This window comes from Nocardia sp. NPDC049526 (assembly GCF_044465765.1).
In the GTDB taxonomy this organism is placed as follows: domain Bacteria; phylum Actinomycetota; class Actinomycetes; order Mycobacteriales; family Mycobacteriaceae; genus Nocardia.
In genome coordinates this window covers 470,999-491,335 of sequence record NZ_JBITMA010000006.1, presented here as the reverse complement: position 1 = coordinate 491,335, position 20,337 = coordinate 470,999, and the positions used below count along the sequence as shown (strand labels likewise).

Genomic DNA, 20,337 nt, shown 5'->3' with positions numbered 1-20,337 from the left:
ACAGGTAGTGTCTATCAGCGTGGTTGTGGACTCCCAGCCGAATGACGGCGAATTTGTGCAGGAGGATAACGGGGAGGCACTGACCCCGAGACAGGCCGCGGTGGCGATCTTCTCGAGTCGGCTGTCGGAATTGATCGCGGAATCGGTGGTATCGACCGAGGACGGGTCGACGCGGTCGTTGACCCTCTATTCGCTTGCCCAGCATCTGGAACAGGCGTACCCGGATGTTCCGGTTTCCCAGTCGGGGCTGTACCGGCTCATTCATGGTGACGCGGTACCCCGCCTCGATCTGATCATCGCCTTGGCGCGGGTATTCGACGTGCCGCCGGAACATTTCGTCACCGAGCAGAAGAATCGCTGATTGCGTTATTCCCGCCAGCGGGAATAACGCGGGACCGCAGCGCAGGCCGGTCTGGATACGATCCCGACCATGGCTGCCGAGGACCCGGGAGATGTATTTCTCCGCCATCGAGGCGCGGTCCTGGATGCGCTGCTCTCGGATCCGTCGTTCGGAGAAAACGATCCGGCCACCGGATCGGTGCTGAGTGGACCCCTGGTCGGCGATCCGGAATTCGGCGAAGCGGAATTCGGCGGTGATCCGTACTCCGCCCCATCGGTGGCGGCTGGTTCGGCCCAAGGCGGCCTGTCCGATACGGACTTGCCGCCGCGGCGATCCTCCGACGGGCCGAAGGCAAGTGAGCGGATCATCGCGCTGCTGAACGGGCAGCCGCCGAATGCCGCACCGGCACTGGACTTTTCATCGGATTACTCCGATGTCTCGGCAAAGCCGCCGCCGCCCGAGGAACCGGCACGCGCCGCGTCCGGGGCGTCCAAGGCGCGCGGGCCCGAGCCCGCGGAGCGGATCGTCCTGCTGGCGAAGAAGCTCAAGAATCCCAAGGTCGCGTTGGCGGTCTGCGGTGTCTTGGCGCTTTTACTCATCATCGCGTTGGTTTCCACCGGTGGGAAGGACGATTCGCAGGCGCCGGATCGCATCGCGGTCATCACCCCGTCGCCGACCGCGGCGGCCCCGACGTCGAAACCGGAATCGTCCACTGCCCCTTCCGGAACGATCACCCCGAAATCCGCCACTGCCAATTGCCCGCCGGGCAGTACACCGGGCATGGATGCCTTCGGTGGCCAGGGCAAGGCTTGGTCATGCGTGCGCGCATACAAAGTCGACGGGCAGGTGCTGACCATCGATCTCGGCAAGACCTATCAGATCGATTCGATCGGCATCGTCCCCGGCTGGGACAACACCGGCAGCGACGGCGTGGACCAGTGGACGAAATTCCGGACCGCCAGCCGGGTTCGGTATACGTTCGACGATCCGAACAAGACGAGCTACACCCAAACGACCCTGGATCAGCGCACCTTGGTCGTCACCAAATTCGAGGTGCCCGTGCAGGCGTCCAAGATCGTACTGACAGTTCAGGAATCGAAGGGCGATCCGACGATCAATACGACAGCGATTTCCTCCATCGTGATCACCGGGCACTGAGATGTCAGTAGCCGAGTTGGTCTGCCAGTACTGCTCACACCGCAATATCGGTAATCCGGCGCAATGCGGGCATTGTGGTGCGCCGCTGGCCGCGGTGCATCGACTATCGAGCCTGACCCATGTGGGGCAGCCCGAGCAGGTGGTCGCGGGTGCCGAGCGGGCCGTGGCGGCCACCGGGAGTGCGGTAGCAGGTGCGGAGCACGCGGTGGCGGGTGCGGAGCACGCGGTGGCGGGTGCGGAAAAGCTTGCCGCCAAACAGTATCCGCGCTGGCAGTGGGGTGCGGCGATCGCGGGTATCGTGACCATGGTCTTCGGCCTCGGCTTCACGGTCGTGCGTTCGTGTTCGACGCCGCTGAGCTCGCTGCCCGGTGTGGGTGTCGATCAGGCGTTGCCCAGTCAGTTGCGTGCGGCCGCTTCCTGTCAGCCGGTCGATTCCAAGGCCGAGAACTGTGTCATCCCGGCGGCCGACCCGCTGCTCGCGGGCGGAATCACCGGTGGCAAGGATCTGACCCTCTCGGTGGCACTGGATTCGCCCGAGCGCCGGGCCGATACCGTGCGCAACTGGCGAACGGCGGGCGGAACGGTCCTGGCCGATGGTGTCGTCTTCGTTGCGATCAGTCCGTCGGCAACCCTGCGATACGTGAATACCCTTGTCGGACTTCGGGTCGAGACCGGTGCCTTCATCGGCCGCGCGGCCGCGCAGACCTTCATGTCGCGATCCGGTCTAACCCCCTGACCGACCGGACTCCGGCCGGTCAGTGCACTTGACCAGTGCTGATTTCTTTCAAGAATGTGTTACGCATCTAACGTGCCGCTATACAACGGCACATCAAACCATGTAATGTATGGGAACCGTACGGTTACGGGCTCAGATCTCGGGAAGGCACGAGTCGATGGTGGCAACCACCCAGCAGACGATTTCATTCAAACGGTTCCGCGACGATCCGACCGATCTGGAGGCGGCCTACTTCCGTTGGATCCAGCCGGGCGCCACCGCGCCGACGATCACCGATCGGGCCGAACAGATTTTCCGAAACCACTTGGAACTGGCGGCGATCCGGCTACCGGGCGCGGCGATCACCCGGGTGTACCGCCCCGAGGACGGCAGCGGACTCGGCGCGGCCATCCAGATCGTCAATGACGATATGCCGCTGCTGGTCGACTCGGTGACCACCGCGCTGCGCCGCCTCGGCGCCGCGGTGACCGAGGTCGTCCACCCGGTCTTCGATATCGTGCGGGACCGGCGCGGGCGGTTGCGGGCGATCGCGCCCAAGGAGCCCGACACCGTACCGGCGAACGGCAGCCATACCGTCACCGAATCGTGGATCCATGTGCAGCTGGCGCCGGGCGTCGGAGCCGCACTGCTGGACCGGATCGATCGCGAGCTGCCCGCCCTGCTGCGGGTGCTGCGCAAGGTCGTCGACGATACGCCGGGCATGGCGAACGCGATGGTCGCGCTGGCGGGTCGGCTCGACCATATCGCGCACCGCTCCGACGATCCGGAGGTGCCCGAATGCGCGAAGTTGTTGCGCTGGTTGGCCGATGGGCACTTCACGGTGCTCGGCTACGGGTACTACCGGAGCAGCCGCAGCGATGCCGGAAACGAACCGCAGCAGGTTCCGGGCACCGGGCTCGGCGTGCTCTGGAACGGTTCGAACGTCGATCTCGATGTCCCCGTAATGGGCAACACCCGACCGGTCCTTCGGCTGTCCAACGGATCGGTGGATTCGCTGATCCCGGGATCGGGTGAGCTGTACTTCGTCAGCGTCGCCGATTACGGCAGTGGCGGTACCGGCGTCGGTCAGGTGCAGGGTGAGCACGTCTTCGTCGGCACCTTCACGGTGACCGGCCTGCACGAGAACATCCTGGACATCCCGGTCATCACCCGCCGAGTGCACCAGGTCATCGAATGGGCCGGCTTCGAACTGAATTCGTTCTCCGGGCAGGCGATGCTGGAGATGATGCAGTCCTTCCCGCGGGTGGAGCTGTTCTCCACCGATGCCCGGCGGTTGTTCGAAACCGTCTCCGCGGTCATGAATTTGGGGCTACGCAGGCAGGTGCGCCTGTTCATCCGGCGCGACGGGCGCAGCGGTGCGGTCTACTGCCTGGTCTACCTGCCTCGCGATCGGTACTCGACCGAGGTCCGGCTGCGCATGGAGGAGATCCTGCGCGCGGAATTCGACGGTGAGCAGGTCGCCTACTCCGCAAGGGCGAGCGAATCCGAGTTGGCCGTGGTGTATTTCACGGTGCATCGCGGTCCCGACGCGGAGCCTGCCGATATCTCCGAATCCAATCGCGAGCGCCTCCAGGAGCTACTGTTCGCGAGCACCCGGAGTTGGGCCGACCGGTTGGTCGCGGCCGCGACCGGCGTACCCGCGATCTCGCCGAAGGCCGCCAGCGCCTACGCGAGCGCCTTCCCGGTCGGCTACCAGCAGGAGTACGAGCCGGAGCACGCGCTGGTCGATCTGCAGCGGCTGGATCGTCTGGCCGATGGCGCCATCGATACGAATCTGTATCGCAACGCCGAATCACCGTCGGGGGAGTGGCGTTTCACGCTCTATGTCGCGGGCGAGGGCGTCTCGCTGAGCCGCGTGCTTCCCGTACTGCAAAGTCTTGGAGTCGAGGTGGTCGATGAGCGGCCGCACCGCATCACCCTCCCGGACGATACGCAGAAGTGGATCTACGATTTCGGGCTGCGCGTCCCGGCGACGCTGCTGCGCACCGCGGTCGATGCCGACCTCGAGGCCGATCTCGCTCGCTCGGCCGACGAATCATCGGTCGAAGGTGTGCGGCAATACTTCCCGGAGGCCTTCGCGGCCATGTGGAACGGCAGCGCCGAGGTCGACGCGCTGAACGAACTGGTGTTGCGCGCCGGACTGCAGTGGCGGCAGATCTCGATACTGCGTGCCTACGGGAAGTATCTGCAGCAGGCCGGATTCGCCTACACGCTGGGCAATATCTCCCGTGTGCTGCTGGCCCAGCCGACCATGGCCCGGCTGTTCACCGAATTGTTCGACGCCTACTTCGATCCCGAGGGTGTCGGAGCGGTGGCATCGGCGCGGGCCGCGGGCATCGCCGAACGGCTGCAGGCCGAGATCGACGCGGTCGTGAGCCTCGACGCCGACCGTATCCTGCGCGCGGTACTCGGGCTGATCACCGCGACGCTGCGCACCAACTACTATCGCCGCGACAGCGACGGCAACGTGCCTGCGTACCTGTCGTTCAAATTCGATCCGCATGCTGTCTCCGAATTGCCCAGGCCGCGGCCGCAATTCGAGATCTTCGTGTACTCACCTCGGGTGGAGGGTGTACATCTGCGCTTCGGCGCGGTGGCGCGTGGCGGGTTGCGTTGGTCGGACCGTCTGGAGGATTTCCGCACCGAGATCCTGGGCCTGGTCAAGGCGCAGGCGGTGAAGAACGCGGTGATCGTGCCGGTCGGCGCCAAGGGCGGTTTCGTGGTCAAGCAGCCGCCGACAGTGACCGGTGATCCGACCGCGGATCGGCAAGCGCAGCTGAACGAAGGCATCGCCTGCTACCGCACCTTCATCTCCGGTCTGCTCGATGTGACCGATAACGTCGACCACGCCTCCGGCGAGGTGCTGCCACCGGAGCGGGTGGTGCGCCGCGACAGTGACGACACCTACCTGGTCGTCGCCGCCGACAAGGGCACCGCAACCTTCTCCGACATCGCGAATGATGTTGCGCGCCAATACGGTTTCTGGCTCGGTGACGCCTTTGCCTCGGGTGGCTCGGTCGGTTACGACCACAAGGCGATGGGCATTACCGCCAAGGGGGCGTGGGAGAGCGTCAAACGGCATTTCGCCGAGATGGATATCGACACGCAGACAACCGATTTCACTGTCGCCGGGGTCGGCGATATGAGCGGCGACGTCTTCGGCAACGGCATGCTGCTCTCCGAGCACATCCGCTTGGTAGCCGCCTTTGACCACCGGCACATCTTCCTGGATCCGAATCCCGTTGCGGCGACGTCGTTCCGGGAGCGGCAGCGGATGTTCGCATTGCCGCGCTCGTCCTGGGCCGACTATGACAAGTCGCTGATCAGCGCGGGCGGCGGTGTCTACGACCGGTCCGCCAAGGCGGTGCCGGTCAGCCCCGAGGTGCGCGCGGCACTGGACCTGGATCCGAGTGTGACCACGCTGTCCCCGCCGGAGATGATCCGGGCGATTCTGCTCGCACCGGTCGATCTGTTCTGGAACGGCGGTATCGGCACCTACATCAAGGCATCCACCGAGACGAATGCCGATGCCGGTGACAAATCGAACGATACGGTGCGTGTCGACGCGAACCAGTTGCGCGCCAAGGTGATCGGTGAGGGCGGCAACCTCGGTGCGACCGCGCTCGGTCGCGTCGAATACTGCGCCAACGGCGGCCGGATGAACACCGACGCCCTCGACAATTCGGCGGGTGTCGACTGCTCGGACCACGAGGTCAATATCAAGGTGCTGCTGGATGCGGTCATCTCCGGCGGCGAACTCGATGCCGCCGACCGCACCGAACTGCTTGCCGCTATGACCGACGAGGTCTCCGAACTCGTTCTGCGAGACAATATTTCGCAGAACTTCCGGATGGGGCTCTCGCGCGCTCAGGCGGTGCCGATGTCGGGCGTGCACCGGCGTTTGATCGCCGACCTCGAGTTCCGGCGCGGTGTCGATCGTCGGCTCGAGGCACTGCCCTCGGATGCCGAGCTGAAAAGGCGTGCCGCGGCCGAGCGCGGGCTCACTTCGCCGGAGCTGGCGAATCTGCTCGCCCACGTGAAGCTTTCGCTCAAGGATGATCTGCTGGCCGGGGATCTGCCGGATAACGCGGCATTCACCTCAGCGCTGCTGGCGTACTTCCCCGCGCCGTTGCGCGCACGGTTCGCCGACGCGATCGGCAGGCATCCGCTGCGCCGTCAGATCGTGGCCACCATGGTGGTCAACGACATGGTGGACCATGGCGGCATCACCTATGCGTTCCGTCTGGCGGAGGAGGCGGGTGCGAGCACTGACGACGCGGTGCGCGCCTTCACCGTCGCCGTGGAGATCTTCGATCTGCACACGCTCTGGCAACGCATTCGGACCACGCCGATGCCGACGGCCGCCCGCGACGAACTCGAGCGGGAGACCAGGCGCACCCTCGATCGCGTATCCCGCTGGCTGCTGACCAGCCGCCCGCAACCGATCGCCATCGGCGCCGATATCGCCCGCTACCGCGACGGTGTCCGCAAGCTCGCAGCCCAGATGCTGCCTGCCCGGCTCCCAGCGGCCCACGCCGAGGATCTGGCGACGCATGCGCGCGCTGCCGTCGAGCGGGGTGCGCCGGCGGATTTGGCCGAGGAGGTGTACCGGCTCATCCACCTGTTCCCGCTGTTGGACATCCTCGACGTGGCCGATATCGCCGAACGGGATGCGGAGGAGGTCGCGGAGCTCTATTACGCACTCGACGATCACTTCCAGATCGAGCGGCTGCTGACCGCGGTGAGCAACCTGGCCCGGGACGACCGGTGGCGCACCCTGGCCCGGCTCGCGGTCCGCGACGACCTCTACGATTCGCTGCGCTCGCTCACCCTGGACGTGATCACCGCATCCGAACCGAACGAAAGCACCGCCGACAAGATCGCCGAATGGGAATCGGTCAACCGTCCACGCTTGGCCCGCGCCGGTGCGTCCCTCGGCGAGATCTTCGCCGCGGGCACTCACGACCTGGCGACGCTCTCGGTGGCCGCACGGCAGGTGCGCAGCATGGTCAGTAGCGGGGAATCCGCTGCGGCAGCCCCTGTTTCGAACTAACTGGCGGCACGCCCCCGCGGTCTCGGCCAACGGTCCGCCGAGGCCGCGGGGGTGCGCGAAGGATTTCGGAATGATCCCCGTCCTTCCCGCGAACATCGGGATCCATACCTCCGCAGTGGATCCCGGTGTTCGCCGGGACGACGGGGATTTCCTTGTGGGCCAGGCACTGCGCCCCCGTGGTTTGTCGCGCCTCGGTGCGCGGGAGCCTCTCGTGACTACTTGCGATCCTGTTCAGGTTCGAGTTGGGTCGGACGGCGCGGGCGATCCAGGTGGTGAACTCGGTGGGGGAGGTCGGGTGAATGGTGTGCTGGAGTTCGATGTAGCAGCCGTCATCGCTGATGTCGTGCCAATGGACGGTGGCGAGGGGTTTGTTCGCCTTGTCGACAGGGCCGGGTACAGCAGGGCGGATCCGCCGCCGTCGGCGGGCCGCTGCAAGACGCACTGACAGCGTTCGTGCCGGATGTCGCTGTGGGGATGACTGGCGGCCTGCGGTTGGGTGCCCGGTTTGTACGGCGGAAGGCAGTCGGCGAGTTGTGCGGGGAGGTGGTCGGTTGGGAAGAGACGGCAGTGGATCGGGCCGTTGGTGTCGCCGAAGTGGCTTGGATCAGCGACATCGCGCGCTGGTCGGTACGTGCGCCGACGATGCGGTAGACGCGGACGCCGCCGTCGGGGTTCTCGTGTCGGGTTGTGCCGCCGAAGATTTGGATGCGGATCGTCGAGGTGGTCAGGGTGTGCAGGGCGAGGTGGATTTCTTCGAGTTCGTCGGGGGAGTAGCGCTCGCGCACGGTGGCCCGGTGGGCATCGAAGTCGTCGCGGTAGGCGAAGCGACTGGTGAAGCGGAGCGGATCGGGGAACCGGTCGTTCGCGAGGCTGAACCACAGCGCTGCGAAATCATCGGATTCCCAATGCCATTCGGCCATCAAGATATTCCGATCGATCGTTCGGGGTTGGGGGTGCGGGCAGTTCGCGAGCCGAGTCGAATGCTCGTTTCCGGGGAACGCTGGGAGCCACGTTCGACTCAGCTCGGCGGACCGTCGCTCGACTGCTGTTTCTGCCGCTACGAGGTCAACCATGTGTCGATCTGGTCCATGCTTCCGCCGTAGACGCGATCGTCGTTTTCGGTGGCCGACAGTTTCCAGCCGTACGGCGGATGTTGGTCGCGCGCCAGCCGGTATCCGGTACGCTCGGCCCGATCCCCGAAGCGAACGTACTTGCGCAGCAATCGAATCCGGCTCGTATGACACGAGTCTTCCGCGTCCTTCGTGCCGGATCACCAAGGTTTGCCCCAGAGCCGGTGTCGGCGTGCCGAATCGGGGTGGATGCGCCCGGCCGCGACCAGCGCATCGAATGCGGCGTGCTTGCGGTCGCAGTCGTGCTCGCGATGCAGTTGCATCCCGGCGTGGGCGTCGGCGAGGGTGAACGGTTGCTCCGGTGGCCCGCATGTCCACGCCTTCGGCCATTCGACCGGGCGTAAGCGGCAGCGGCGTGCGGCGGGCCGGTCGCGGCGTGGCTGGTTGATCGGCCACACACACGCCATGCCGACCATCGCGAACGCACCGCCTCCGACGACTGCGAGGACGTTGTGCACTATTTGCCACGGCTCCATAGCTGTTCACTTCTCGACGCCGTTGCCGGGGGCGGTCGGCGGTAGCGCCAGTTGGGCGAGCCCGTCGAGTACTTGGTGCAACGTGCGGAGTTCGGGTATGCCCTCGGGGAGGGTGCGGTCGGTGTCGACCGCCACGCCTGACCCTCGCGCAAACCGAGCACCACAGCGGCCCCATCCCGACGAACCGAATGTCGCGAGGGGGCCGTCTTTCTTCTCGACCTCGGTCAAATCCGAACTCGCGCAGAGCTTCTGATTTCGGACCAGCGTGGCATGCGGCGAGTCGATGTGCGACCCGTGTCGAAGGTGTGTGACTCGAAATCCTATAGTCCTGGCCAGGAGAAGATCTTGGCTTGGGCGGGTGCCTGCTGCGGCAGATTCGCCTCCAGGTCTTGGTATTTCGCCGCCTGTTCGGTGTCGACGCCGGTGATGCGTTCGCGGACGGTGCGGAAAAGGGTTTGGAAGTCTTCGATGACCTTGTAGTGCGATTCCATCACCGCGTAGACGCTGTTCTCTGAGCCTCGAGATTTTTCTCGCCATCTTTTGACCATTGTCTTGGCGGACATCAGGTCTCGGTCGCCCTGCGGGGTGAACGTATCACCGAGGCCCCACTTGTCTTGCTGCGAGGTCTCGGTCATATTTCGCTGAATCTTCAGGATGACATCCTTGAAGTATTCGCAGTCGCGGTCGATGTAGACGAATTTCTCGAGATCCATCCGAATCGTCAACCGGCCCTCACGGGCCTCGGTGATCAGATTCGCCAACGGGCTCGCTGAAGTCGTTTTGTCGTCAGCCATGTCGATCCCTCCCAGTTCGGTCCGTGAGGCGGTCAAGCGGTGGCGGGCAGACTCGGAACAACCTTCTCCGCCAAGCTACGAGCCAAATCACACGAGTCAAGGCTTCCCGTGCTGGTCGACTTCGGGTTATTCAGGTTGAACTCGAGACTGCCGCCTTTCATCTCCACGTCCACCGTGCATGCCTCTTTGATGAACGGGCCGTCGAACTGGCGTGTCGAGATCGCCCGCCTGTCATTGATCGTGAACTCGGTGGTCTCAGGGAAGTTGCGGCTACGAATGAGATCGATCGTGAGATTCGTGGTGCGGATGCTGACCGAGTAGCTGCTGGATCGCACCCAGGCGCAACCGCGCCATTTGACTCCACCGTCCGCATCGCCGTTGGCTGGGTCCTTGCCGTGCAGCTTCTCCGAATCCAACACACCTTGCGGAACGTCCTTGCAGGGGTCATAAGTGTGTGGAACATCTGCAGCCAGCGACGGCTCCGCGCTCGCGGAGGCGGTGACCGGTTTCGCGTCTCCATCAGTCGATGACCCACACCCGGACAGCAGGACAACAGCACCAACCGCCAACACAGTGCCGAGAAGTGTGTTCCCCCTGCTGATCATGCGTTCCTCCTGGTCGCCGGCGGTGTCGACGGCATCGATCATGCCCGGCCCGGCTCCCGCCCCTGTTCAGTTGGTTCGACCGTACCGGCCGGTTGATCCGCCTACAAGCTGCGGCTGTCTCGGGTCCGACACCGCCATTCGAGGTCAGTAGCCTCTGTTGGCGTGAGCGATGGGGGGACGCCGGCCTCGGGCAACCGGCTCTCGGTGGTGCCCGAGCAGGTTCGTGACGTCGGAAGGTATGTCTACGGACGAGAAACTGCGCACGGCTTTGGATTCCGCGGCCACGGACATGGATGCGGTGACCAACGGCAGTTGGACCGGAGGATTGGCCGCGGAGTTCGCCGACTGCGGAGGTATGGCTGGGGATCACGAGAAGTCCGAGCCGTGGACAACCAAATATGACCAGAATGCCCGCGACATCGTCACCCTCGCCGCCACCCTGCGTAATGCGCTGCAACGGTTCGGAGATGTGCTGGCCGCCAACGGTTACAACTGGTGGCAGTCCAACCGATCCACCTCCAGCGGTGCGGAGCCGACCGGCTCGACCCGGTCTGGGCCGCTGTACGACTCCAGCGGGGTCGCCGACCCCGCGATACAACGGATCTCCACCACCACAGCCGGATCCGCAACACTGTCTCCATCAGCCGATGAATGGATTGCCCCGCGATGATGATGGTCGATGTCGACGGGCACGGAATTGCTGCCATCGACGAGGATGACAAAGCCACGATGTACTCGGCGTCGCGTGTACTCACCTCGACAAGTCCAGCGACAGTTCACCCTGGCGTTGCTCGTGACGTTCGTGTCCTGATCGAGGTGCAGCGGCGCCTCGGTGGTATCGCGCCACGTGCGCTGCTCGGGGCCGGGTTCGTCGTCGGGAACGGCTCGACCACGCTGATCGAAGTGCGAGTGGCAGCGTTCGAGATGCTCGATGGTGATGATCAGCCGAAGTGCCGGAGCCGTCTGTGGAAGCGTCCGTTCACCGCGGGATTGCCCACGGATCTCGCCGACTCGGTCCTGCGCGGTTTGACGGCCGAACCCGGCGTTGCGCTTCCACCCGGTGTGCTCCGCATTGACCGTGCGGGCTTCGACGTCGTGAATTCCTCGGAACCGATAGTCGCCCAAGCCGCGTCTCTATTGCGCCTCGCCATTGCGACGAAACTGCAGGATCATGCCCCGGAGCCAGTACTCCGAGCTGCGATTCAAAGCTGGTAAAGACATCGACCAAACCCGCCGCCGCAATGACGGAGCTCGCGCAGAGCTTGGGTTTTTAAGCCGGTGTGTCGCACGGAGAGTCGATGTGCGACAGCGTCGAAGGTATGCGTGAGCTATGGGAGGTGTGCGTCAGGAGCTGACGGCGGGCGCGGTACCCGTAAGGAGTGCGCTCAGCTCGCGGCGGCGGTGCCGCAACTTCCGCAGAACTTGGCTGCCGCGGTCAGGTCCGCGCCGCATTCGGTGCAGTGGCGCGGTCGGGCCGCCAATGGGTCACCGCAGTTCATGCAGAATCGCGCATTCGCGGGATTGTCGGTTCCGCAGGCGGCACACACCGGCGGAACCGGTTGTGCGACAGCCGGAACCGCCTGCCGCTGCCACGGATTGCTCGGTGCCTGCTGCTGGATGGCGTTCAACCCCAGTGCGGCGCCGAGGAATCCGTCGCCACCGCCGTGGCCGTGGGCGAACCCCTGGCCCGCGCCGAGCGCCAATTCGCCTGCCGCGTAACGCTGGAAGTCGCCGGCCAGTCGAATGTAGGTGACGTCCTTGGCGAGTCGCTTGATGCGTTCCGCATCCTCCGGCGCCAGGGTGATGTCGAAGTTGCCCAGGCGCGCGATGCGCAGGCCGTACTCGTAGAGCGTCAGGTTGGTCTGGCGGACCACGGCGGCCTCGATCGGCTCCAACTGCCCGGACAGCCCGAGTACCGGCCAGTCGCCTCTGGAAATACCCTGTGTGACAGCGACTTTCATCGACTTCAGCAGCAGGTCCGAACTCCAGGACTCCACCGTCGCCGGGACGCTCAGGTCGGTGGTACCCGCCAGTGAGGTGACCAGTTCGGCCGGATCCCGCACCGACAGTGCGAACTCCCCGAAGACCCGCAGCGTCACGACCTGTTCGCTGACCGGGTCGGCGATGTCAGCCAGGCGGCCGCCGAACTTGATGCCGGGGAACTCGCGGGTGGAGACGAAATACAGTTCGGCGCGGTAGAAGTTGTTGCCGGTCAGGGTATCCACGAGCGCGCCGAGGACCGGCAGCTCATCGGCATCGATCCGATGCCGGCCCGGCCCCATAGCGGCCACGACCTGCCCGGACTTGACGAACAGTGCGATCTCGTCGGCATTGACGATGGCACGGCTGTAGCGACGGATGTTGACATCCGGCCACTTGTAGACCAGTTGATTCTTGCGGCCCTCAGGGACCGCGATGAACTCCCGTTCGAACCATGCCATGCTCGCGCTCCATCAGCCGTAAACGTATCCAGCGTACCGATATTCAGCGGCACGATCAACTAACGCCGAGGTCACGGTGGGTAGAGCGGCGCTCCAACGTTTCCGCGTGGTTACAACTCTTGACTCGCTATTGAACGTGCCGTTGAATAGCGTTACATTAAGCAGCGATATGATCGCCGTCACGTGAAAGGCCTCACCATGACAACCGTTCAACACTCCGCGGAAGTGCCGGCGCCCGCGGACGCTCTGCATGCTGAGGATGCGGGCTATCACAAGGCGTTGCGCCCGCGCCAGCTGCAGATGATCGCGATCGGTGGCGCGATCGGAACCGGACTGTTCCTGGGTGCGGGTGGTCGGTTGCACACGGCCGGTCCCGGCCTGTTCATTGTCTACGCGGTCTGCGGCATCTTCGTATTCTTCATCCTGCGGGCGCTGGGCGAGCTGGTGCTGCATCGTCCGTCCTCCGGATCGTTCGTCTCCTACGCGCGTGAGTTCTATGGCGAGAAGCTGGCTTTCGCGGTCGGGTGGATGTACTTCTTCCACTGGTGCATGACGGGCATCGTAGACATCACCGCGATCGCCACCTATGTCCATTTCTGGGGAGCCACCGAGGCGATACCGCAGTGGTTGATCGCGCTGGTGGCACTGGCCATCGTGGTCAGCATCAACCTGATCTCGGTGAAATGGTTCGGTGAGCTGGAGTTCTGGGCCGCGCTGATCAAGGTCGTCGCGCTCGTCGCATTCCTGATCATCGGTACCATCTTCCTGGCGGGTCGATTCAAGGTCGACGGTGAGACCACCGGTTTCACCGTGATCCACGACAACGGCGGCCTGTTCCCAACCGGGCTGCTGCCGCTGGTCACCGTCACCACCGGTGTCGTATTCGCCTACGCCGCAGTGGAATTGATCGGCACAGCCGCCGGTGAGGCAGAGAATCCGGAAAAGATCATGCCGCGGGCCATCAATTCGGTCATCGCCCGCATCGCACTGTTCTACGTCGGCTCGCTGGTGCTGCTCGGCCTGCTGCTGCCCTATCTCGCCTTCAAGTCCGGTGAGAGCCCGTTCGTCACCTTCTTCTCCAAGCTCGGTGTCGGCGGTGCGGGCTCGATCATGAACCTGGTGGTGCTGACCGCGGCCTTCTCCAGCCTCAACGCGGGCCTGTACTCGACCGGCCGCATCCTGCGGTCGATGTCGATGAACGGTAGTGCGCCCAAGATCGCCTCGCGGATGTCCAACGGCGGTGTGCCATACGTCGGTATCCTCGCCACCGGCGCGATCGCGCTGGTCGGTGTCGGACTCAATGCGATGGTGCCGGACAAGGCCTTCGAGATCGTGCTGAACATGTCGGCGCTGGGCACCATCGCGGCGTGGGGCGCGATCGTGGTCTGCCAGTTGCAGCTGTTCCGTTGGTCGAAGAAGGGGCTGGCGAAGCGTCCGTCGTTCCAGCTGATCGGCGCGCCCTACACCAGCTACGCCACGCTGGCGTTCCTGGTCGCGGTGATCGTGCTGATGGCATGCAGTCACGAAATCGAGCAGCGCGGTGCTGTGATCGCCATGGCGGTGGTCGTGGTTCCGGCATTCGTCGGCGGCTGGTTCCTGGCCCGCAAGCGGGTGCTGCAGGTGGCTCAGGAACGCGAGGGCATCACCGGTCAGTTCCCGGTGCTGGCCGAGCGGCCGCCGCGCAAGCATGACGACCCGGTCGTCGTTCTGGACAAGCCCGACGAGGAATAAATCCGAAGCTCCGCCCCGGACAACATGTCCGGGGCGGAGCTATTCCCATAGGGGGGAATAAGGCATGCGCGCGGCGGCGGATAGCGGAAGAGAATGGGTCCCCTATTCACCGGGCTCGAAAGGTTCCCATGCCGGAACAACCCAGCGCCTCCGAGAATCCGCTGCCGCATCCATGGGCGAATCGGCGGATGCGCGGAACCGAGGTTCCGCGACGGACGCCACATCCCTGGGCTACCCGTGGCATGTCGAAACTCGAACCGTCGCAACGCCGCCAGCATCCATGGTCCGGGCCGAGCACCGTGGAACGTCCTCCGGCGCAACGGATCTTCGTGCCTCCGGCACCCGGCGACACCATGCCGGTGAGCGATCCGGTGACGGGCGCCGAGGAGACTCTCGAACTCGACGAGCCGGTCTCCGGTCGCAGCAGTCGCTCCCGGCCGAGTGTGCGCCGGCTCGGCGCGGGCCTGGTGCCGATGCCTCGGGTGGCTCCGGTCGACCCCCGCACCGCCATTCTCGACGATCCGGAAGTGCCCGAACTCAAACGGTTCTGCTGGAAATGTCAGGAGCCGGTCGGCCGTCGCACCGCCACCGAGCCGGGTGTGGTCGCCGGCGAATGCGGTCGCTGTGGCTCACCGTTCAACTTCCGCCCCGCCCTGCAGCGCGGCGAACTCGTCGCCGATCAATACGAGGTGCAGGGATCGCTGGCGCACGGCGGGCTCGGTTGGATTTATCTCGCGGTCGACCGCAATGTCAGCGATCGCTGGGTCGTATTGAAGGGTTTGCAGAACCCGCTGGACTTCGAGGCGCATGTGGTCGCGCTCGCCGAACGGCAATTCCTTTCCGAGGTGGCCCACCCCGGCGTGGTCAAGATTTACAACTTCGTAAAACATCGGTCTGCCCGTGATATTCCGGACGGCTACATCGTCATGGAATACGTTGGCGGACAATCGCTGAAGAAGATGCTCGATCTGCGCGGCGAGGAGCGCATTCCGGTCGTCGAGGCCATCGCCTACATCATGGAAATCCTGCCGGCGCTGGACTATCTGCATTCCTTCGGATTGGCATACAACGATCTGAAACCCGACAACATCATGGTCAGCGAGCACGAGGTCAAACTGATCGATTTGGGTGCGGTCGCCGCGATGGACTCCTACGGCAGCATCTACGGCACACCCGGCTATCAGGCGCCGGAGATCACCGAGACCGGGCCGACCGTGGTTTCGGATATCTACACTGTCGGCCGGACCCTGGCGGCGCTGGCCTTGGATCTGCCGCGGGACCGCGGCGGGAACTTTCTCGGCGGCATACCCGAACCGGATGAGGATCCGCTGCTGGCGCGCTATCCGTGTCTGTACCGCCTGCTGCTGCGCGCTACCGACCCGGAGCCGGAGCGCCGGTTCCCGTCCGCGTATTCGATGTACTGTCAGCTGGCCGGTGCGTTGCGCATGGTCCTCGCGATCGATACCGGCCTGGAACATCCGCAGCCTTCGGTCGAATTGAGCTCCATGCGAGACGATTTCGGCACCGATACTCTCATCGGCCAGACCGACGGCATCGTCGACGGCATGGCCCGCATGCCGGTGCTCGAGGCGCGCGATGTCGTCGCGGCCCTGCCGACGCCGTTGATCGATAGTGAGGACCCCAGTGCCGAACTGCTGTCCTCCCTGCTGCACGGCGAGCCGCGGCACGCGCTGGACGCGCTGCGCCGGGCGCACGAACGCATCCGAGCCGGCACGATCGTCGCTCCGGAATCTTTCGATCTGGAGGGCCCGTTGACCGCGGTCCGCGCCTATCTGGACCTCGGGGAGACCGTTCCGGCCTGTCAACTGCTGGCCGATCTGCGCGCCGACTACAGCGCGGACTGGCGCATCGAGTGGTATGTCGGCGTCGCCGCGCTGCTCGACGGCCATTACGACCGGGCCTGGCAGCATTTCGAGACCGTGCATTCGATGCTGCCCGGCGAGATCGGCCCGGAACTGGCCCTGGCCGCCACCGCGGAACTGGTGCTGCAACATCTGGACGACCCGGCCGAATCGGATCGCTGGCACCGGGCCGCGGCCGAGCACTATCGTGCGGTCTGGCGGACCAATCACGGCGTGGTGAGCGCGGCCTTCGGCCTGGCCCGCCGGCTCGCCGCCGACGGCGAATTGCTCGAGGCCGTCACGGTGCTCGACCAAGTTCCCGCCGCCTCCAGGCATCACGGCGTGGCGCATACGACGGGCTGTCTATTGCTGGTCTCGCGGCCGATCGCCGATATCACCGAGGAAGATATCTGTACGGCGGCGGCTCGGTTGGAGGCGCTGCCCGACGATGCGCGAACGCTGCAATTGCAGGTCATCGTGGTCGGTGCGGCCTTGGAGTGGCTGCGGGTCGGCGGGCGGCCGCGGAATCCGAACCGGACGATCCTCGGCTTCTCGGTCACCTCGGCGGGACTGCGGCAGGGACTGGAAACCAGCCTGCGTGCCCTGGCGAGGACGGCGCCGGATCGCTGGCACCGCTATCGGCTGGTCGATCTGGCGAATTCTATTCGGCCACGCACCCGCTGGTAGATCGGGCGGTTCAGCGCAGCTGCTGCACCACGAAGGCGACGATGGTTCCGGTGCCCGCCAGCAGCCACAGCCAGTTGCCGGTGGCGACCGCGAGCACAACCGCGACGATCGAGATCACCGCGGCGATCGTCCGCAGTCGCTGCAGCGCATTACCGCCGGTGGGCGTGGGCGGTGCGGCCGGTGTAGTGCCGGGCAGGTCGGCGAATAATTCCGCCAATTGTCCTTTGGTGGTTGCCGCCGCGGCAACGGCGCTGCGTTCGTCGAACTCGGTGAGGCTCAATCGCCCGGTGCCGAGATGGTGCGACAGTTGTTCCAGCGCCCGTTCCCGTTCCGTCACGGTAATTCGAGAAGCCTGCGCCTCGGTCATATCCGAAGGATAAGCCCCGCCGCCTCCGTATCGTTGGATCGAATTGCCAAGGGCGGGAATAGTTAGGGGCGTCATTGGGGGTTGACAGCGCCTCGCTGACCATAGGTGCCCGACATCACTGACGTATGCTTACCTGTGGGTAATGTTTCTGTGTGGTTTCCTAGACATATGGCAGGGGACGTGGAGTACACGATCGATGAGCTGGCGCGCCAGGCTGGTACGACCGTGCGCAGCCTGCGGGTTTACGCCGAGCGCGGCATCCTGCCCCCACCACAGGTGAAGGGACGCACCGGTTTTTACGGACCCGATCACCTCAATCGGGTACAGACGATCAGCCGTTTGCTGGACCGGGGGATCAAGCTCAACGGGATCAGGGAACTGCTGGAGGCGTGGGATCGCGGTGACGATCTCGGCGACATCCTCGGTGTCGCGGAGCCCGGTGCGACGCAGTCCACCGCGCCGCCGACCGGCGACACGATCGCGGCGACCGAACTCGAGCAGCGCTATCGCGACGTGCCGCACGGTCTGGCCCGCGTGGTCTCGGCCGGTCTGTACGAACCGGTCGACGCCGCGACCTACCGTATTGCCGATCCGCAGCTGATCCGCATCTTCGATCAGTTGGAGGGCGCGGGCATCCCGGCCGATGCGCTGCTCGGCGAATTGGAGCGGCTGCGCGCGGACTGCGACCGGATAGCCCGCCGCTTCATCGATCTGTTCCATCGGTCGGCGTGGGAGCCATATCAGCACTCCGAGCGCACACCTGCAGACAAGGCGGTACTCGCCGACCGGGTGGCCGAGGCGCGGATCCGTCCGGGGCAGGCGACCGCCGAGCTCGTGAACCGCTTTGTCGCAAAGTATCTCGAAGAGGACAGCGATCTCACCGAGGCGCTGCCCGAGGCCTGACGCGTCGAGGCGTGCATTTTCTTACCTGGCTTGCGGCCGATTTTCGCTGGTGCATGTCCCTGGCCAGGCCATTCCTACTTCATCGTTCCCACGTGTGGTGATACTTAGCCTAACGTGCCGTTAAATAGCGTTACATTAGACAGCGGGAACAGCACCTCCCGTCGGCCCGTATCGACGTCGGCCGGCGGGCGAGACAATGATGAAGGAGACGTCGATGATCAACGTCAGCGAACTGCGCGGCGCACCCAGACCTACGGAATGTCCCGACCAGGCACGTAATGCCAAGGGACGCAACAAGATCCGAGCACTGTCATTGCTCGCGGCGATCGCGGCGGGAGTCGGCGGATTCGGCATCGGCACCGAGACACCGGCGGCCAACGCCGATATCGGCGTGCGCTGCCTGTGGGCCGGTGAAGCTGTGCCGCAGGGCGTGGCCATCTCCGCGGGCGGCTGGACATACCGGTGCCAGTCCGATTTCTTCGGCTTCGCGCGCTGGTCCCGTGAGGGCTACGCCCGCGGCCGCAGCTCCGTGTACAACCCCGGTACCAACGGCAACCCCGCCGGCAAGTTCAGCCCGGGTGCGCAGCAGCCGGGCACCGACTACATGGACTACTGTGTCGGCAGTCAGCTGATCGAGGGTCGCGAAGACATCTACGAGGCCGTTGCAGACGGCCGCGGCGGGCTGTATTGGCGTGCGGCCGGGCCGATTTCGGACTGGACCTTCGATATGAGTGCGAACCGGCCGGGCCCGTCGTGGCGCTCGTCGAGCCTGTGCGTCGACGGTAACCTGACCTGATTCGTCGACCGCGAAAATTCCTACCGCCGATGCCCTTTCGGATGGCAGTGCAATTAGTGCCTGCCGCCGGAAGGGCATCGAGCTGTGTCAAGGAGTCGATTGGCTACTCGCGGGGTGCAATTGACTTTCCTGGTGCAGTTCGTGCTCGCGCGTCAGGCGGTGGAATGCCGAGCTGATCCATCGGGTGCGGCGCCTATGCGAATGCGACCGCCGCTCCTTCCGGAGCGGCGGTCGCATTCGTAATATGAAGAGCCGCAAGGGGAATGGGTCAGCGGCTGTTGCCCTCACCGGGCACCCAAACCCAGCGTCCGCCATCGGCGGGGTTGTCGTAGGAGCCCCGGTTCGAATTGTTGCCGGAGGCGGCGTGATCCTGATCGGCGACGCGGCGGCTGCCGGAGTTGCTGTTGCTGTATCCACCACCCCGGGCACCGCCGCCATTGCTGTTGCTGTGGTTACCGGGCGCCGCGATGGTCGACTGAATCGCCATCGCGGCCGGTGTGATCACCAGTGCACCGGCGACCGCGCCGGCTATGACGACCTTCTTCGACTTGAGGTTCATGGTTACCGATATCTCCTTCGTCCCGCCGAGCCCGGACTTGGTCGGTAGTGGGTGTGCCGGGGATGCAGGTTGTCTGGTATCTATTGTGCCGCTATTCAGCGGCACAATCAATAGTGACACGTTAGGAAATTCGCATCTTTCCGGATTTGAGGGCTCAGGCGGGGCCTCGGCGCACACTGATTCGAATGCCTGTGCGGCAAGTGGAATCGGCCACGCACGGAGAGTAGTGGTCGCCCGACCCCGCTCCTTCTCAGGAGCGGGGACAACCCGCTTCAGGCGGGCAGGTGGACGACGCGCTGTTCCCACTCGCCGTCGAGGACATCGGCCTGCCAGCGCTTGTTCCAGCCGAACGGCATGAGATGCACGCGCGCACCGCGGGCCTGGAGGGATTCGGCGAGATTCGCCAGCACGAGCAAAGCCGTTGGGACATCGGATCGTTCACCGGGTGTTGCGAGATGGGAGAACCCGTTGATGACGATATGCGACGCATCGGTCTTGGACGCGATGCGTCGTACGATCTTCGCGGCCGCCTTCGACGAGGTCGAATCGCCGCGCTCCACGCCGACCATGAGCAGTAGGCAGTCGGAGAAGGTGTTGGGCACGCCGACCACCGCCGATTCCAAATCGACGGCGGCCGGACTTGCCGTGGTAACGGTGTATTCGAATGTGCGGCAACGACTACTGAAGATCTTCATGCTC

The 20,337-nt window shown here is 64.8% G+C and carries 19 protein-coding genes; 10 read left to right on the top strand and 9 right to left on the bottom strand.

Features of this window, described 5'->3' with window-relative positions; translation table 11 throughout:
- Window positions 1-7: 7 nt before the first annotated feature.
- The 4 genes from ACIBW7_RS21835 (at window position 8) to ACIBW7_RS21820 (ending at window position 7,287) form a co-directional block, all read left to right on the top strand.
- Window positions 8-361 (top strand): helix-turn-helix transcriptional regulator, encoded by a 354-nt coding sequence (locus ACIBW7_RS21835; RefSeq protein WP_327100834.1) that lies wholly within the window; start codon window positions 8-10, stop codon window positions 359-361.
- Window positions 362-430: 69 nt separating this feature from the next.
- On the top strand, window positions 431-1,498 hold the full coding sequence (locus ACIBW7_RS21830) for a discoidin domain-containing protein (RefSeq protein WP_397048971.1): 1,068 nt from the start codon (window positions 431-433) through the stop codon (window positions 1,496-1,498).
- Window position 1,499: 1 nt separating this feature from the next.
- Window positions 1,500-2,234, top strand: coding sequence for a hypothetical protein (locus ACIBW7_RS21825; protein WP_397048969.1), 735 nt, complete (start codon window positions 1,500-1,502; stop codon window positions 2,232-2,234).
- A 157-nt stretch (window positions 2,235-2,391) separates the two neighbouring features.
- Entirely contained in the window at window positions 2,392-7,287 is a 4,896-nt protein-coding gene (locus tag ACIBW7_RS21820) for an NAD-glutamate dehydrogenase (protein ID WP_397049083.1), read from the top strand.
- Window positions 7,288-7,616: 329 nt separating this feature from the next.
- Here ACIBW7_RS21820 and ACIBW7_RS21815 read toward each other — a convergent pair whose 3' ends face one another.
- The 5 genes from ACIBW7_RS21815 to ACIBW7_RS21795 form a co-directional block, all read right to left on the bottom strand.
- The gene (locus ACIBW7_RS21815) at window positions 7,617-8,207 is read right to left on the bottom strand and encodes a hypothetical protein (protein ID WP_397048967.1); all 591 of its coding nucleotides are present in this window, start codon (window positions 8,205-8,207) and stop codon (window positions 7,617-7,619) included.
- 350 nt (window positions 8,208-8,557) lie between these two features.
- The gene (locus ACIBW7_RS21810; protein ID WP_397048965.1) at window positions 8,558-8,893 is read right to left on the bottom strand and encodes a hypothetical protein; all 336 of its coding nucleotides are present in this window, start codon (window positions 8,891-8,893) and stop codon (window positions 8,558-8,560) included.
- Window positions 8,894-8,899: 6 nt separating this feature from the next.
- On the bottom strand, window positions 8,900-9,028 hold the full coding sequence (locus ACIBW7_RS21805) for a hypothetical protein (protein ID WP_397048963.1): 129 nt from the start codon (window positions 9,026-9,028) through the stop codon (window positions 8,900-8,902).
- Between the two features lie 185 nt (window positions 9,029-9,213).
- Window positions 9,214-9,687 carry a hypothetical protein gene (locus ACIBW7_RS21800; protein ID WP_397048961.1) on the bottom strand — a complete coding sequence of 158 codons (474 nt, stop codon included), beginning with the start codon at window positions 9,685-9,687 and terminating at the stop codon, window positions 9,214-9,216.
- Window positions 9,688-9,719: 32 nt separating this feature from the next.
- A complete protein-coding gene (locus tag ACIBW7_RS21795) occupies window positions 9,720-10,334 on the bottom strand; it encodes a DUF3558 domain-containing protein (RefSeq protein WP_397048959.1) in 615 nt (204 codons plus the stop codon).
- A 196-nt stretch (window positions 10,335-10,530) separates the two neighbouring features.
- Here ACIBW7_RS21795 and ACIBW7_RS21790 point away from each other — a divergent pair, with 196 nt between their 5' ends.
- Window positions 10,531-10,962 (top strand): hypothetical protein, encoded by a 432-nt coding sequence (locus ACIBW7_RS21790; protein WP_397048957.1) that lies wholly within the window; start codon window positions 10,531-10,533, stop codon window positions 10,960-10,962.
- The gene (locus tag ACIBW7_RS21785; RefSeq protein ID WP_397048955.1) at window positions 10,959-11,507 is read left to right on the top strand and encodes a hypothetical protein; all 549 of its coding nucleotides are present in this window, start codon (window positions 10,959-10,961) and stop codon (window positions 11,505-11,507) included. The genes ACIBW7_RS21790 and ACIBW7_RS21785 overlap by 4 nt, the downstream gene beginning before the upstream one ends.
- 170 nt (window positions 11,508-11,677) lie before the next feature.
- Here the strand turns inward: ACIBW7_RS21785 and ACIBW7_RS21780 are convergent, their stop codons facing one another.
- On the bottom strand, window positions 11,678-12,733 hold the full coding sequence (locus tag ACIBW7_RS21780; RefSeq protein ID WP_397048953.1) for an SPFH domain-containing protein: 1,056 nt from the start codon (window positions 12,731-12,733) through the stop codon (window positions 11,678-11,680).
- 198 nt (window positions 12,734-12,931) lie between these two features.
- On the opposite strand from ACIBW7_RS21780, the gene ACIBW7_RS21775 reads away from it, so the two are divergent.
- Window positions 12,932-14,464 carry an amino acid permease gene (locus ACIBW7_RS21775; protein WP_397048950.1) on the top strand — a complete coding sequence of 511 codons (1,533 nt, stop codon included), beginning with the start codon at window positions 12,932-12,934 and terminating at the stop codon, window positions 14,462-14,464.
- A gap of 128 nt (window positions 14,465-14,592) precedes the next feature.
- Window positions 14,593-17,013, top strand: coding sequence for a tetratricopeptide repeat protein (locus ACIBW7_RS21770; RefSeq protein WP_397048948.1), 2,421 nt, complete (start codon window positions 14,593-14,595; stop codon window positions 17,011-17,013).
- 10 nt (window positions 17,014-17,023) lie between these two features.
- Here the strand turns inward: ACIBW7_RS21770 and ACIBW7_RS21765 are convergent, their stop codons facing one another.
- Window positions 17,024-17,380, bottom strand: coding sequence for a DUF1707 domain-containing protein (locus ACIBW7_RS21765; protein WP_327100812.1), 357 nt, complete (start codon window positions 17,378-17,380; stop codon window positions 17,024-17,026).
- A gap of 168 nt (window positions 17,381-17,548) precedes the next feature.
- Between ACIBW7_RS21765 and ACIBW7_RS21760 the strand changes: the two genes are divergently transcribed.
- Both ACIBW7_RS21760 and ACIBW7_RS21755 read left to right on the top strand, forming a co-directional pair.
- Entirely contained in the window at window positions 17,549-18,283 is a 735-nt protein-coding gene (locus tag ACIBW7_RS21760; protein ID WP_397048945.1) for a MerR family transcriptional regulator, read from the top strand.
- 214 nt (window positions 18,284-18,497) lie between these two features.
- On the top strand, window positions 18,498-19,079 hold the full coding sequence (locus tag ACIBW7_RS21755; RefSeq protein ID WP_397048943.1) for a hypothetical protein: 582 nt from the start codon (window positions 18,498-18,500) through the stop codon (window positions 19,077-19,079).
- A 268-nt stretch (window positions 19,080-19,347) separates the two neighbouring features.
- On the opposite strand, the gene ACIBW7_RS21750 is transcribed toward ACIBW7_RS21755, so the two are convergent.
- Together ACIBW7_RS21750 and ACIBW7_RS21745 are read right to left on the bottom strand one after the other, a co-directional pair.
- Window positions 19,348-19,638, bottom strand: a complete 291-nt coding sequence (locus tag ACIBW7_RS21750) for a hypothetical protein (protein ID WP_397048941.1) — start codon at window positions 19,636-19,638, stop codon at window positions 19,348-19,350.
- Between the two features lie 272 nt (window positions 19,639-19,910).
- On the bottom strand, window positions 19,911-20,333 hold the full coding sequence (locus tag ACIBW7_RS21745; RefSeq protein WP_397048939.1) for a threonyl-tRNA synthetase editing domain-containing protein: 423 nt from the start codon (window positions 20,331-20,333) through the stop codon (window positions 19,911-19,913).
- Window positions 20,334-20,337: the final 4 nt, after the last annotated feature.

What these genes read in the sequence shown, in the direction of transcription:
- ACIBW7_RS21830 (WP_397048971.1), top strand. Translation starts at nt 431, where the DNA reads ATGGCTGCCGAGGACCCGGGAGATGTATTTCTCCGCCATCGAGGCGCG.
- ACIBW7_RS21825 (WP_397048969.1), top strand. Translation starts at nt 1,500, where the DNA reads ATGTCAGTAGCCGAGTTGGTCTGCCAGTACTGCTCACACCGCAATATC.
- ACIBW7_RS21820 (WP_397049083.1), top strand. Translation starts at nt 2,392, where the DNA reads ATGGTGGCAACCACCCAGCAGACGATTTCATTCAAACGGTTCCGCGAC.
- ACIBW7_RS21815 (WP_397048967.1), bottom strand. Translation starts at nt 8,207, where the DNA reads ATGGCCGAATGGCATTGGGAATCCGATGATTTCGCAGCGCTGTGGTTC.
- ACIBW7_RS21810 (WP_397048965.1), bottom strand. Translation starts at nt 8,893, where the DNA reads ATGGAGCCGTGGCAAATAGTGCACAACGTCCTCGCAGTCGTCGGAGGC.
- ACIBW7_RS21800 (WP_397048961.1), bottom strand. Translation starts at nt 9,687, where the DNA reads ATGGCTGACGACAAAACGACTTCAGCGAGCCCGTTGGCGAATCTGATC.
- ACIBW7_RS21795 (WP_397048959.1), bottom strand. Translation starts at nt 10,334, where the DNA reads ATGATCGATGCCGTCGACACCGCCGGCGACCAGGAGGAACGCATGATC.
- ACIBW7_RS21790 (WP_397048957.1), top strand. Translation starts at nt 10,531, where the DNA reads ATGTCTACGGACGAGAAACTGCGCACGGCTTTGGATTCCGCGGCCACG.
- ACIBW7_RS21785 (WP_397048955.1), top strand. Translation starts at nt 10,959, where the DNA reads ATGATGATGGTCGATGTCGACGGGCACGGAATTGCTGCCATCGACGAG.
- ACIBW7_RS21780 (WP_397048953.1), bottom strand. Translation starts at nt 12,733, where the DNA reads ATGGCATGGTTCGAACGGGAGTTCATCGCGGTCCCTGAGGGCCGCAAG.
- ACIBW7_RS21775 (WP_397048950.1), top strand. Translation starts at nt 12,932, where the DNA reads ATGACAACCGTTCAACACTCCGCGGAAGTGCCGGCGCCCGCGGACGCT.
- ACIBW7_RS21770 (WP_397048948.1), top strand. Translation starts at nt 14,593, where the DNA reads ATGCCGGAACAACCCAGCGCCTCCGAGAATCCGCTGCCGCATCCATGG.
- ACIBW7_RS21765 (WP_327100812.1), bottom strand. Translation starts at nt 17,380, where the DNA reads ATGACCGAGGCGCAGGCTTCTCGAATTACCGTGACGGAACGGGAACGG.
- ACIBW7_RS21760 (WP_397048945.1), top strand. Translation starts at nt 17,549, where the DNA reads ATGGCAGGGGACGTGGAGTACACGATCGATGAGCTGGCGCGCCAGGCT.
- ACIBW7_RS21755 (WP_397048943.1), top strand. Translation starts at nt 18,498, where the DNA reads ATGATCAACGTCAGCGAACTGCGCGGCGCACCCAGACCTACGGAATGT.
- ACIBW7_RS21750 (WP_397048941.1), bottom strand. Translation starts at nt 19,638, where the DNA reads ATGAACCTCAAGTCGAAGAAGGTCGTCATAGCCGGCGCGGTCGCCGGT.
- ACIBW7_RS21745 (WP_397048939.1), bottom strand. Translation starts at nt 20,333, where the DNA reads ATGAAGATCTTCAGTAGTCGTTGCCGCACATTCGAATACACCGTTACC.